The 12,506-nt window shown below is 58.1% G+C and carries 12 protein-coding genes; 5 read left to right on the top strand and 7 right to left on the bottom strand.

What is annotated here, in order from left to right:
• Positions 1-66: 66 nt before the first annotated feature.
• From HMPREF3155_RS07600 to HMPREF3155_RS07595, 3 genes are all read right to left on the bottom strand, one after another.
• Complete coding sequence (locus tag HMPREF3155_RS07600; RefSeq protein WP_061924340.1) at positions 67-1,059, bottom strand: substrate-binding domain-containing protein; 993 nt, start codon at positions 1,057-1,059, stop codon at positions 67-69.
• Positions 1,060-1,242: 183 nt separating this feature from the next.
• The gene (locus HMPREF3155_RS13045) at positions 1,243-1,398 is read right to left on the bottom strand and encodes a hypothetical protein (protein ID WP_158510293.1); all 156 of its coding nucleotides are present in this window, start codon (positions 1,396-1,398) and stop codon (positions 1,243-1,245) included.
• A gap of 21 nt (positions 1,399-1,419) precedes the next feature.
• The gene (locus HMPREF3155_RS07595) at positions 1,420-1,623 is read right to left on the bottom strand and encodes a hypothetical protein (RefSeq protein WP_141741026.1); all 204 of its coding nucleotides are present in this window, start codon (positions 1,621-1,623) and stop codon (positions 1,420-1,422) included.
• 37 nt (positions 1,624-1,660) lie between these two features.
• Here HMPREF3155_RS07595 and HMPREF3155_RS07590 point away from each other — a divergent pair, with 37 nt between their 5' ends.
• The 5 genes from HMPREF3155_RS07590 (at position 1,661) to HMPREF3155_RS07570 (ending at position 8,555) form a co-directional block, all read left to right on the top strand.
• Positions 1,661-2,473 carry an HNH endonuclease family protein gene (locus HMPREF3155_RS07590; protein ID WP_070432975.1) on the top strand — a complete coding sequence of 271 codons (813 nt, stop codon included), beginning with the start codon at positions 1,661-1,663 and terminating at the stop codon, positions 2,471-2,473.
• 339 nt (positions 2,474-2,812) lie between these two features.
• The gene (locus tag HMPREF3155_RS07585) at positions 2,813-3,796 is read left to right on the top strand and encodes an ABC transporter permease (protein WP_061924351.1); all 984 of its coding nucleotides are present in this window, start codon (positions 2,813-2,815) and stop codon (positions 3,794-3,796) included.
• The gene (locus HMPREF3155_RS07580) at positions 3,797-4,903 is read left to right on the top strand and encodes an ABC transporter permease (RefSeq protein WP_061924355.1); all 1,107 of its coding nucleotides are present in this window, start codon (positions 3,797-3,799) and stop codon (positions 4,901-4,903) included.
• Entirely contained in the window at positions 4,900-6,804 is a 1,905-nt protein-coding gene (locus HMPREF3155_RS07575) for an ABC transporter ATP-binding protein (protein WP_070432974.1), read from the top strand. Before HMPREF3155_RS07580 ends, HMPREF3155_RS07575 begins: the two co-directional genes overlap by 4 nt.
• Positions 6,805-6,881: 77 nt before the next feature.
• Positions 6,882-8,555 (top strand): ABC transporter family substrate-binding protein, encoded by a 1,674-nt coding sequence (locus HMPREF3155_RS07570; protein ID WP_061924361.1) that lies wholly within the window; start codon positions 6,882-6,884, stop codon positions 8,553-8,555.
• A gap of 82 nt (positions 8,556-8,637) precedes the next feature.
• Here HMPREF3155_RS07570 and HMPREF3155_RS07565 read toward each other — a convergent pair whose 3' ends face one another.
• The 4 genes from HMPREF3155_RS07565 to grcA2 form a co-directional block, all read right to left on the bottom strand.
• Positions 8,638-9,759, bottom strand: a complete 1,122-nt coding sequence (locus tag HMPREF3155_RS07565) for an SPFH domain-containing protein (RefSeq protein WP_061924365.1) — start codon at positions 9,757-9,759, stop codon at positions 8,638-8,640.
• A gap of 252 nt (positions 9,760-10,011) precedes the next feature.
• Positions 10,012-11,256 (bottom strand): alpha/beta fold hydrolase, encoded by a 1,245-nt coding sequence (locus HMPREF3155_RS07560; protein ID WP_061924368.1) that lies wholly within the window; start codon positions 11,254-11,256, stop codon positions 10,012-10,014.
• 68 nt (positions 11,257-11,324) lie between these two features.
• Complete coding sequence (gene pflA, locus HMPREF3155_RS07555) at positions 11,325-12,194, bottom strand: pyruvate formate-lyase-activating protein (protein WP_061924371.1); 870 nt, start codon at positions 12,192-12,194, stop codon at positions 11,325-11,327.
• 3 nt (positions 12,195-12,197) lie between these two features.
• On the bottom strand, positions 12,198-12,449 hold the full coding sequence (grcA2, locus tag HMPREF3155_RS13385; RefSeq protein WP_061924374.1) for an autonomous glycyl radical cofactor GrcA2: 252 nt from the start codon (positions 12,447-12,449) through the stop codon (positions 12,198-12,200).
• Positions 12,450-12,506: the final 57 nt, after the last annotated feature.

The raw sequence follows: 12,506 nt of genomic DNA, 5'->3' as shown, positions 1-12,506 counted from the left end.
CCGTATTTTCCTCACCCTTTGCCGCATCTTTAGCCGCGGTGTTTGCTACTTGCGTGGTCCGAACTGTCATCGCAGGCCTTCCTTCGCAGATTCAGAAATCACGTCGACGTTGTTCTCGTCAACGAAGGATGGGCCGGTATAGACCGGGCGTCCACCGCCGACGGTCGAACCATTGCGGTGCGCAAGCCACAGCGCATCAACTGCGAGGTAGCCCTGCATATAAGGCTGCTGATCCACGGCCCAGGCGACGTCGCCTTGGGCGATGGCGTCGACAAGCTCAGCGTTGGTATCGAAGGTGGCGACCTTGGCGGATGCACCGGCGTCGGCAATAGCGTCGACCGCGCGAAGCGCGACGGGCGCCTGGAGCGCCATGACCCAATCGATGGACTTATCCTGAGCGAGCTTCGCGTTCAGCGTGGACTGCGCGGCGGTGAGATCCTGACCGTTGACGTAGAGCAGTTCCACCTTGCTGCCCTGCCCCTTCTTGAGACCCGCGCAGCGGTCCTCCTGGGACTTGTTGCCTTGCTCGTGGATAACGCACAGCGTGTGCTTCGCGCCCTGGGATTTCAGGCGCTCGCCCGCCTTGTTGCCAGCAACCTTTTCTTCTTGACCAAAGAAGGCGCTCATGCCGTACTTTTGATACTCATCCATGCCGGCGTTCAGGCCGACGGTGGGAATTCCAGCCTCGGAAGCTTTCTTGGCCACTGGGCCGATGGCGCCCGCGTTCGGCATGGTTACGGCGATGCCGTCGACGCCGGAATCGATGGCGGATTGGACGAGGTTAGCCTGGTTCGGTGCCTGCGGGTCGGAGGAGTAGCGCAGCTCGATGTTGTCTTTCTTGGCAGCGTCCTCGGCGCCCTTGCGGACCAAGTCCCAGTAGGTATCACCGGGGGCGCCGTGGGAGATCATCGACACCACGATGCGCTCGGTGTCCACTCCCCCGGCGAGGCCGCCTTCTTCGTCAGCACGCGGGGCACCACCAGTAGCCGAACATCCCCCAAGTGCGACTACCAAAGCCACAGTTCCCACAATCTTGTTTGCTTTAACGTTGAACTTCACTCTTGCATAGTGCCCCACCGCAAGCAGCTACTCAAACCCCATGACCTGCATCTTTATCGTTTCAGACGGAACACGCTGGCACTTTCGCGGCGAATTTCACCCCCGTTTTGCGCGAACGACACACAAGAAGAGGGCTACCCCACAAGCTGGGGTGCCCTCCCTAAACCGCGGTCCTAAAGGTTTTTATCCTTTCCCAGGGCTAAGCACACCAACCTGGGCGGCGGCGAGATCGTCTGCGAGTGGCTCGAGGACCTCTTCCGCCTGCAGATTGGGAAGCCAGGCATAGCCCTGGCCTGAAAATGACAGCGCGAAGGGTTCGCCGTCTAGGTGGTTGACCAAGCGTTCGCCTGTGAAATGCGGCTAGAAATCACCCAAGAACTGGGAAACTAGCTCTTCAGCACGCTTTAGTTCCACGCGCGATTGGCCCCGGCGCACGCCTTCCCCGGCAGGACCTTCGGGCTCTACCTCTGCATAAATCTCGCATGCACTCGCCGGAACCACAAGCGCACTGCGGACAATCCCGCGCTGTTGCGTGTATTCATCAAAGAACCTATCGATACTCATTACCGGCGCCAGTCTAGCCGCTAAAATCATCCCCATCATGGCAGCCCGCTCCCCTTTTCGCCCGTACTACATAGTCGGCATCCTCAACCTCATCGTCGTAGCTCTCGTCATCTTTGGCGCAACTCTCGACGCCCCGACTTCGTCCACCTCAGCGACTGCGCCCACAACCACTGCAAACGATAGTCTGGACAATATACCCAACAACCCCACGGCACCGGCTCCAGCAACAGCTTCAGACGCAGCTTCGGCAGCACCCGAACCCCCTGCGACACCTGCACCAAATCCAGCATCAGAACAGCTCAACGCTCTGCCGGTTAAGGGCCGCGCGCCAAAGACTGACTACGAACGTGAGCAGTTCGGGCAGGCGTGGTCTGACGATGTCACAGTGGAATTTGGCCACAACGGCTGCGATACGCGAAACGACATTCTGCGCCGTGACCTCGTAGATATCACGCTCAAAGAAAACACTCATGACTGCGTGATCCTGACAGGTACGCTGCACGATCCCTATTCCGACACTGAGATCAGCTTCCAGCGCGGGCAAGGCACCTCCGAGTTGGTACAGATTGATCACATCGTGCCGCTTGCCGACGCCTGGCAAAAAGGCGCCCAAGAATGGTCACCAGAAAAGCGCCGCGACTTTGCCAACGACCCGCGCAACCTCCTCGCGGTCGACGGCCCACTTAATCAGCAGAAATCCGCAGGCGACGCAGCAACCTGGCTGCCGCCAAGCAAGGAATACCGCTGCACCTACGCGCAGAAAATCATTGAAGTTAAAGCTATCTACGGACTGTGGGTAACACAGGCCGAACATGACGCCCTAGCTAGCCAGCTAGCTACCTGCCCTTGAGCTACCCCCACATTCTACCTGCCATGAATCTGCATATTTTGCGCATAGTTTGACCCTAAAATAGGGCACACCTTTTAGACAATAAGCCTGTATGCCGCGGGAAACGTGAGCACCCAAGCAAAGCAACGGCCGATATCATGCCCTGGAATAAATACAATCCGGGGCTAATAAGTTTTACCCCCAAACTTTAAAAAATTGGGCAAATAGGCGGCCAACCCTTTTCCAATTTCCTAGTATCAACGTCAGCGAAATTGATAGCCAAGTCACATTTTCTCCCATGTGTGTCGAGGGACTCAAAGACGCAACTCTCAACTGTCGACTCTGCGAACGGAAAACCCGATGTTCAAATACATCCTGAAGAAGACCGCTAGCTGGTTGCTAGTTATCTTCCTCGCGACCAACATCGCTTACCTTCTCGCGGCCACATTCCTTGATCCGCGTTCCAATTACATTGGCCGTAACCCGCCTCTTCGGCCAGAAGAAATCTCCAATATCCTCCAGCCATTGGGCCTCGACCCAGAAACACCCCTCCTCGAGCGCTGGTGGAACTGGTTTAGTGGGATTTTGTTCCACTGGGACTGGGGCAGCTCCCCTTTGGGAGACCCAGTCAGCGCCCAAATCGGCCACCGTGCGCTCGTGTCTGCCCAGCTTCTCCTCCTAGCAACCGTGCTTTCTGTTGTCATCGGTGTTGCTTTGGGCGTCTACACCGCTGCGCGCCAGTACAAGGCTGCCGACCGCGTATGGCAGGGCATATCCATCATCACGATGAACACCCACGTCGTTGTCGCTTCTATCTTGGTGGTCGCAGGTGGCCTGTGGCTAAACCGTGTGACTGGGCACCGCATCGTCTACGTCACTGGCTCTGCTATTCCGGACACCACTGGTTTTATCCCCAAGCTGATCGACTACGCCCAGCACCTCATCCTGCCCACCATCGCCCTGGTCGTCATCAGCTACGCCGGCTACCACATGATGCAGCGCACTCTCCTGCTGGACAACCTCAATGCCGACTACGTTCGCACTGCCCGCGCGAAAGGGCTAACCCGTGCTCAAGCCATCCGCAAGCACGCACTAAGAACCTCGATCATCCCGGTGGCAACGTCAGTTGCTTTCTCTGTGCCTGGAATCTTCACTGGCGCGATCATGACCGAGCAGATCTTCGCGTGGAAAGGCATGGGCCAGTACTTCATCGAAACCATCAGCCGCAACGACGTCAACGGCACCACCGCGGTCGCCGCCTTCGGCGCAGTGATGATTGCATTCTCTGCAATTCTTGCTGACCTCGTCGTTGTAGCACTCGACCCACGAGTGAGGGTGAGCTAAATGTCCCCAGAGAAAAAGTCCACGACTCCTCGCGCTTCGGCACGCCACCCAGAACGCCATCGCCGCAACGACCTCGCTATCGACTCCGCGGCGGATAACCTCGGTGTTCGCCCACACACCGCCACGGCCGACTTCAGCATGGCCTCGGAGCCAAGCGCCCAATCTGCACTGGCTTCCGGTGTTGACGTCGATGACGCCCAACGCCGCCAATTCACAGGCAACGACGGAGACGAAAAGGAAGAGGTATTCCGCGGCACGTCGAAGCTGAAGCTGTACACGCGGCGCTTCTTCCGCAACAAGTTCGCTTTAATCGGCGCAATCATCTTCCTGCTTCTAACCTTGCTGTCTCTTTTCGGCGGCCTTGTTGCCAAGTGGCCTTTCGACGAGCCTGACTTCTTGAACCTCGCCACAGGGCCTTCGCCGGAGCACTGGTTTGGCACCACCGATTCCGGCAACGACCTCTTCGCCCAAACCGTGCACGGTCTGGGCCGATCGCTCATCATCGCGTTGGTCGTCTCCATTGCCACGACCGTCCTTTCGGCACTCATCGGCGCGGCCGCAGCCATGTACGGCGGACACATCGAAAAGGCGATTCTGGCTATTATCCACTTCTTGCTCGCCATCCCGACCTTCCTGCTCATCGCCCTCGTGGTGGCAGACTCCGGCGGCGACTGGAAGCTGCTCATCGTGGTCCTCATCGCCTTTGGCTGGATGTACCCCGCCCGTGTTATTTGGGCGATGGCGCTGTCCGTGCGCGAAAACGACTACGTGCGAGCGGCCGACTACATGGGCGTATCGCGCTTTCGCACCATCGTTCGCCACATCGTGCCCAACATCGGATCGCTGCTCATCATCCAGTTCGCACTGGGCGTCGTGAGCACCGTCATGTCAGAAACAGCACTGTCCTTCTTGGGTTTGGGCGTGAAGCTTCCCGACGTCTCTTTGGGCACGCTGCTTTCCGTCGGCGCCAACGCCGTCGAATCTTCGCCTTGGCAGTTCTACTTCCCAGCGGGCGTGCTGACCCTACTCACTGTGTCCATGGCATTCATCGCGGATGGCCTGCGCGATGCCATTGACCCCAACTCGAACTCCGGAGGCCGAGCATGACAACGCCTACTACCCCATTGCTGCAAGTCCGCGACCTCGCCGTCACCTTCCCTTCTGAGGCAGGTTCGGTCCACGCCGTGCGTGGCGTCAACTTCGATCTTCTGCCTGGCCGCACCCTCGCCATTGTCGGTGAGTCCGGCTCCGGCAAATCTGTGACCTCCATGGCGGTGATGGGCTTGCTGCCTGAATACGCCAAGGTGGAAGGCTCCGTAAAATTCAAGGGTACTGAGCTCATCGGAATGTCCGACAAAAAGATGTCCGAAATCCGTGGCCAAGACATCGCCATGATTTTCCAGGATCCACTCTCTTCGCTGACTCCCGTCTTTTCCATCGGTGACCAGCTCAAGGAAGCCATCCAGATTCACCGCTCACTATCGGATAAGGAAGCCGAGCAAGAGGCCATCCGCCTTCTGGATTTGGTGGGTATCCCTGAGCCTGAAAAGCGCATCAAGTCCTTCCCGCATGAATTCTCCGGCGGTATGCGCCAGCGCGTGGTCATCGCTATCGCGATGGCCAACAACCCCAAAGTCATCATCGCCGACGAGCCAACCACCGCTCTCGACGTCACCATCCAAGCGCAGATTCTTGAGGTGCTCAAGGTCGCCCAACGCGAAACCGGAGCAGCGGTCATCATGATTACCCACGACATGGGCGTTGTGGCGGGCACTGCTGACGATGTCCTCGTAATGTACGCTGGCCGCGCCGTCGAATATGGCGACGTAGACACCATCTTTACCAACCCCAAGATGCCTTACACAGTGGGACTACTCGGTTCTACCCCGCGCGTGGACAAGTCAAGCGACGAGCCGCTGGTGCCCATCAACGGCACCCCGCCGCGCCTAATCGAGATTGTGCCGGAATGCTCGTTTGCTGCCCGCTGCCCCGTGGCACAGGAAGGCTGCTGGAAGCAGGAGCCTGAATTGCGCGCGCTTGACGACGCCCCGCAGCACGCCGCTGCTTGCCTGCGTTCCGATGAGATCAATCAGGGCAGCATCGGTGGCGAGCGAATATACCCGCTGCCACAGATTTCCCCCGATGCCCTAGGCGATACCCCGTATGACGAGCGCCCCGTGACCCTAGAGGTAGAAAACCTCGTCAAGGAATTCCCGCTCATCAAGGGCGCCATCCTCAAGCGTCGCGTGGGCACCGTGCATGCGGTCAACAACATCAGCTTCACAGTGCACCAGGGCGAGTGCTTCGCCATCGTGGGCGAATCCGGTTCCGGCAAGACCACCACCCTGCTGGAAATCATGGATCTTAACCCACCTAAGGGTTCCACCATCGTTGTTAACGGCACCGACACCTCCGGTCTTAGCAGCTCAGCTCGCCGCAGCCTGCGTAAAGACATCCAGATCGTCTTCCAGGACCCAATGAGCTCGCTGAACCCGCGCATGACAATCCGCGAGATCATCGCGGAACCACTGGAATCGTTGGGTTACGAAGGCGACGTCGGCAAGCGTGTGAGCGAGCTAATGAAGCTCGTCGGCTTGGAATCTCATCAAGTAGACCGCTTCCCGGGGCACTTCTCTGGCGGTCAGCGTCAGCGCATCGGCCTGGCCCGCGCACTGGCTACAAGCCCGTCAATCATCGTCCTCGACGAGCCTGTTTCTGCTCTGGACGTGTCCATCCAGGCCGGCATCATCAATCTGCTGCATGACCTGAAGAACCGCCTGGGCATCTCCCTGGTCTTCGTAGCTCACGACCTATCCGTGGTGCGCAATCTTTCCGACAAAGTCGCCGTCATGTACAAGGGCGACTTCGTGGAATACGGCGCCACCGACGAGGTCTTCGATAACCCGCAGCACGCATATACCAAGGCGCTGCTGTCCGCTATCCCTATCCCGGATCCTGCCGTGGAACGCAACCGCAAGCGGGTGATCTACGAGGAACATGCCTCCTAGAAACCCCACGCTCGACCTAAAACTTAATATTTCATCTCTTTGTAATTCCTCCCCCTCTCACAAGGAAGATTCGAACCATGAACCTTAAGCTCCGTAATGCTACTTTGGCGGTCATCACTGCCTCCGCTCTCGTCATCTCCGGCTGCTCTAGCAGCGATTCAGGCTCCTCGGGCGAAGCCATCGACGTCAAGCTCAACGGTTCCTACAACCCAAAGGACCGCTCCGAGCTGAAGGAAGGCGGCGAACTTCGCCTGGCACTGGATGAGATTTCCCAGCAGGAAAACCCATTCCAGGCTGACGGCACCCGGTATACCAGCGATGTGTGGAAGTACTACAACCCGCAAATCGGGCTTTTCGACGGCTCCGGTGAGTTCCACCCCAACAACGACTACATCACCGACATCAAAGAAGAGGAGAAGGACGGCAAGACCGTCATCACCTACACCATCCATGACAAGGCCCAGTACAACGACGGCACGCCGATTGACTGGAAGTCCTTCGAGCACACCTGGAAGTACAACAACGGCGAGGACGAGTCCCTCAATGTCTCCAGCACCGAAGGTTACGAGCTCATCGAATCTGTGACCAAGGGCAAGACCGACAAGCAAGCTGTGGTCACCTACAAGCATGCATACCCATGGTGGCAGGGCCTGTTCAACTTCTTGCTTCCTCCGCAGGTCGACTCCGCAGAGAAGTTCAACAAGGCATACCTGGGCAAGCTGCGCCCAGAGTGGGGTGCTGGCCCGTTCAAGGTCGACAACGTCGACTTCGTCGGTGGCACGGTTTCCTTCGTGCCAAACGAAAAGTGGTGGGGTGACAAGCCATTCCTGGACAAAGTCACCTACCGCCAGATGGAAGACCAAGCTTCCATCAATGCCTTCAAGGCAGGCGAAATCGACGCCACCGGCGTGGGCAATAAGGATCGCCTAGCTGCGGTTAAGGACATGAATGACATTGAGATCCGCACCGCAATGATGCCTTCTAACTCCCTGATTGTTTTGAACTCTGGCAACGAGATGCTGAAGGACATCAAGGTCCGCGAGGCAGTGTTGACCGGCATCGATCGCTCCCAGTTGGCAGCCATTCGTTTCAACGGTCTCAACGGTTACAAGGAAGAGCTGCCGGGCTCCCTCAACCTCTATCAGACCCAGAAGGGCTACGAGGACAACGTTGGTGCCGTCGTGAAGTTCGACGCCGAAAAGGCCAAGTCGCTGCTGGAAGAAGCCGGCTGGAAGGAAGGAGCCGACGGAATCCGCGAGAAGAGCGGCAAGAAGCTCTCGCTGCGCTATACCCTGCTAGGTGACAGCGTCATTAGCAAAGCAATGGCCACCGCAACGCAGAAGATGCTCAAGGACATCGGAATCGATCTGAAGGTCGAAGAGCGTCCTTCCTCCGACTTCTCGGAGATCGCCACCAAGAAGGATTTCGATATCTTCCCGATGGGGTTCACCGCCGGCGATCCATTCGGCATCGCGTACTTTGGTCAGGTCTACCGCTCCGACTCCGAGCTGAACAAGTCCGGCACCGGTACCCCGGAGATGGATAAGAAGATCGAAGAGCTGGCCAAGATCGCAGATCCTGACGAGCAGATCAAGAAGGGCAACGAGCTGGAGCGTGAGGCTCTGTCCACCTATGGCATCATGCCTATCTACAACGGCCCGGCCATGGTCGCTACCAGCCCGAAGCTAGCTAACTTCGGTGCTGCTTCCTTCGCTGTACTCGAGGTCGAAGACATCGGCTACACCGAGTAAAGCCTCAGCCGCAAACAAAGCTGGCTCCACTCGTTGACAATGAGTCATTGAGTGGAGCCAGCTTTTTGTTTTAGTAATCGCCCTAGTTATCGCCCTTGAGCTGGTCACGCAGCTCGTCGAAATACTGGCGTGCCGTCTGCGGTGTATTGCTCTGTGGTGCACCGCCGGAGTACGGCGGCTGCTCAATAGCCTGCGCGCTCTGTTGGGCTTGCTGCTGCGCCTCGCGCGCCGCCTGCTGCGCGCGCTGCGCCTTCTGCGCACGCAGCTGCTCCAAGCGCTCGCGCTGCTCGCGGTCGAGCCCACCAGAGGCTTCGTTGTTAATAGCCTGAGTCGACAGCAGTACGTCGCGCATGCCGCCGAAGAGATCCTGCATGCCGCCTGGGTTGGACGGCATGTAAAGGACGTTAGTGTGAGAACGGTCGGCGACGTCGACCATCGCGTCCAGGTACTGGGAAACCAGCATCAGGGTCTCTGGGTTTTCCTGAACGCCAGCCGCACGCAGCATCTCGTACTGCTGCGCGATACCCTCGACAATTTCCTTACGCTGCTCAGCCACACCGCGACCCTGCAGCTTCTTTGCCTCAGCGGCGCCCTCGGCTTCTTTAACCACGCGAATCTTCTCCGCCTCAGCCTGTGCGATAGCCGCCTCGCGCTCACGCTGCGCAGCGTTAATGGAATTCATCGACTCGCGCACGCGGGTATCCGGACGAATATCGGTAACCAGGGTGTTTACGAAGTGCCAGCCATATGCAGCCATGTTATCGCGCAAAGAAATTGCGACGTTCTGCGCGATGGTGTCCTTGGATGAGAAGGAATCATCCAAGTCCATATTGGCAACCGAGGAACGAACGTTATCCTGCACGTAGGCCACGATCTGCTGTTCGTGGTTGGAGAGCATGTAGTAGGCCTCGCGCTCGCGGCCTTGAACAACCTCGTATTGAACGGCGACCGGAATCTGAACGAAGACGTTGTCCTTGGTCTTGGTCTCCACCATGACATCGAGCTGGCGCACCTGCAGGCTGATCTTGTCGCGCACGCGATCAACCCACGGCAGCTTGAAGTGCAGGCCAGCGTGCGCCACGGTGACGAACTTGCCTAGGCGCTCCACGATGGCCGCCTCTCGCGTGCGGACAATGAAATAACCATCAAAAATGGTCAAAACAATCGCCAGCAGAACAACGCCAACAACAATCATTCCGATCATTGGTTCTTCCTCTCGTTCAATTCCTCATTCAATTCTTGATTTACTCCTCACCTTTCCACACCTTGAATAAGTGCGCGAGTAGAAAAGAAGAAACTTAATGAAACTGCTACCGAATAAGACAAGGGGCTATGCAGCGAGCGCCAAGTCCGCCGTCTGCTTTCCGTCTTCCACTCTATGCAGCGTCGTGCCGACACCGCCAGGCGCAGGAACTGATCGACGACCGACCGGGGCCGGCCGACGCAAACGGACGTTCTAGTGGTCATCAACCAAGTGGAAAAGGTCGCCCAGAATGCCCTCGCCGTCGTGGCTGATTCCGTTGTGTTGGAACTTGTTAGTCACCATTGGGCGCAGGTCACGGTAGGCGCTAGCGGTCTGCATCGCCTCTTCGAAGGGCACGAAGATGTCATCCAGATAGACAGCTGCGGCGGCCTGCACCTCAGCGTTGCCCAATACCGCGGCGTCGTAAGGCGCAGCATCCCACTCAAACTGCGCCAACGCTTCTGCCGAATCCTTGAACGCATGCAGCGCCGGATCCTCATCGAACTGCCACGGGAAGATGTGCTCGCCTGTCAGCCACGTGCCTGACTCGGCAAACTCCGGGAACTCCTCGCGCACGCGGTGCGCCGCCCAGCCCGTGACGTGCTGGCCGCCCACACTGCCATAAATGGATTCGTGGATGGCCGCATACAATGGCCCACCCTGGAAGCTCACGCGAGCACCAACCTCGTGGAGGAAATCGGAGCGCAAGTGCTTCTCCCCACCCACGGTGCGGAAAGGCTCCTCAAGCAGGTAGCCCAGGGAATCGAATCCGGAGCCGCGGCCCAGCTCGATGCCGATGGTGCGGAAGCGAAGCGAGCTCAAGCGCTCCCCAGTAGGCAAAACCTCCTGCGAGTTGTCCAGGTGATCGATGATTTCCGCGATGCGCTGCTGCGCGAAAGGTACGTAGTCGAAGAAGCGCTGTTGGCGCACTTTGAGCTTGGTGAACGTGGAACGGTAAAGATCGTCTGCGCCCTTGTCCAAGGTCGGTAGGCCGCCGGTCAGGAAGGCCTTGTCCACTGACTCGGGGAACAAGGAGACATAGCTCGTGATGCAGAATCCGCCAAAGGACTGGCCGAACAAAGACCACTTGTCGATGCCAAGGTACTCACGCAGCCGCTCCGCATCGCGCACGATGTTGTCCTGGCGCAGTAGTTTAAGGCGATCGACGCTTAAGTCGGCGGCGTCGGAAAGCTCATCAATGCGATAGCTGCGCCCCGTGCCACGCTGGTCCATCAAGATCCAGCGAAACCGCTCCAAGCCCTTCCCAATAACGCCCGTCGGCCCCAGTGGACGCGGGGCTGGGAAGCCTGGCCCGCCCTGGTTATAGAGAATGGCGGGCTTATCCGGGTCACCGATTTCGCGGGCATAGAGCTCAAACGTGCCCTGTTGCGGGTCGTTGTAGTCCCAAGGGACGGAAAGTGTGTGCTCTTTTACTGGATATCCGAAACGGCGAGTCATGGATAAAAGTTTAGCGCTGTACCAAACGGCACAGCGCTAAAAACTTTTCTTATTCAGGGAACACTCGTTTAGTAAACGGTGAAGCCCTTGTCGCGGAAGACGTCACGAATTGCTTCGATATCCTCCGGCTTTGGCGGCTTCGTATCCTCAAGGGTGTACGGATAGCCCAGTTCATGCCACTTATCAGCACCCATGTTGTGGAACGGAAGCACCTCGATACGCTCGACGTTGTTGCTCCAACGCCCCACGATCTTGGCGACGTTTCGCACATTTTCCGGGGAATCCGTCAGGCCTGGAACCACCACGAAGCGGATCCACACCGGCTTACCCATCGCCGACAGCCGGTCACCGAAATCGATGGTTGGCTGCAGCTCGCGGCGAGTGACCTTTTTGTAGGTTTCTTCGTCGCCAGACTTGACGTCGAGAAGCACAAGATCGATGTTTTCCAGGTCTTCGTCCCGCAGGCGCGTACCCAAAAAGCCCGAGGTATCGATGGTGGTATGGATACCCGCATCGTGGACTTCCTTGAGCACGCGGCGCGTGAACGCAATCTGGAACAACGGCTCGCCACCTGAGATGGTCAGACCGCCACCGGAAGTCTTGAAGATGGGCTTGTAGCGCTTGATGCGCTTGACGACGTCCTCGATGCGCTCGAGGGTGCCCACCTTCATCTCCATGGTGTCTGGGTTGTGGCAATACTGACAGCGCAGTGGGCAACCGGACATGAACATCGTCATGCGGGTACCTGGACCATCGACGGAGGTCACCAGCTCCCAGGAGTGCACCAAGGCGATATCGCCAGTACGGCGTGCCTCCATGAGCTCCGGGCGCTTGATCTCGTCGAGGGAGTTATCGGTACCTAGGCCGGCGGCCGCACCGCGCACCTTCTCGCCCGCTTGGGGGTCGAGGTGCACGACTCCAGTAATGCCATCAGCCATTTTTTATGAACCCTGGTGGAAGGTACGGGAGATAACGTCGAGCTGCTGCTCCTTGGTCAGCTTGACGAAGTTAACTGCGTAGCCAGAAACACGGACGGTCAGGTTCGGGTACTTCTCTGGGTGCTCGACAGCGTCCTCGAGGGTTGCCTTGTCCAGAACGTTGATGTTTGCGTGGTACAGGCCCGCGTTCATCTGGTGCTCGTCGCGGTTAGCCTTCATGTCTGCCAAGCGCTCGTCGAAAGTTGGGGTTGCCATGGTGATACTCCTTGAAGTGAGTTGAGGTTGAATGGGGGAAACTTGATTGCCGGGGTG

This window comes from Corynebacterium sp. HMSC06D04, from assembly GCF_001807315.1.
Lineage (GTDB): Bacteria > Actinomycetota > Actinomycetes > Mycobacteriales > Mycobacteriaceae > Corynebacterium > Corynebacterium simulans.
The sequence above is the reverse complement of the archived record's forward strand: the minus strand, read 5'-3'. Positions and strand labels throughout refer to the sequence as shown.

Excerpts from the sequence above, each read along its gene's own strand:
- HMPREF3155_RS07565 (WP_061924365.1), bottom strand. The coding sequence starts at position 9,759 with ATGATCGGAATGATTGTTGTTGGCGTTGTTCTGCTGGCGATTGTTTTG.
- HMPREF3155_RS07560 (WP_061924368.1), bottom strand. The coding sequence starts at position 11,256 with ATGACTCGCCGTTTCGGATATCCAGTAAAAGAGCACACACTTTCCGTC.
- pflA (WP_061924371.1), bottom strand. The coding sequence starts at position 12,194 with ATGGCTGATGGCATTACTGGAGTCGTGCACCTCGACCCCCAAGCGGGC.
- HMPREF3155_RS07570 (WP_061924361.1), top strand. The coding sequence starts at position 6,882 with ATGAACCTTAAGCTCCGTAATGCTACTTTGGCGGTCATCACTGCCTCC.
- HMPREF3155_RS07575 (WP_070432974.1), top strand. The coding sequence starts at position 4,900 with ATGACAACGCCTACTACCCCATTGCTGCAAGTCCGCGACCTCGCCGTC.
- grcA2 (WP_061924374.1), bottom strand. The coding sequence starts at position 12,449 with ATGGCAACCCCAACTTTCGACGAGCGCTTGGCAGACATGAAGGCTAAC.
- HMPREF3155_RS07585 (WP_061924351.1), top strand. The coding sequence starts at position 2,813 with ATGTTCAAATACATCCTGAAGAAGACCGCTAGCTGGTTGCTAGTTATC.
- HMPREF3155_RS07595 (WP_141741026.1), bottom strand. The coding sequence starts at position 1,623 with ATGAGTATCGATAGGTTCTTTGATGAATACACGCAACAGCGCGGGATT.
- HMPREF3155_RS07580 (WP_061924355.1), top strand. The coding sequence starts at position 3,797 with ATGTCCCCAGAGAAAAAGTCCACGACTCCTCGCGCTTCGGCACGCCAC.
- HMPREF3155_RS07590 (WP_070432975.1), top strand. The coding sequence starts at position 1,661 with ATGGCAGCCCGCTCCCCTTTTCGCCCGTACTACATAGTCGGCATCCTC.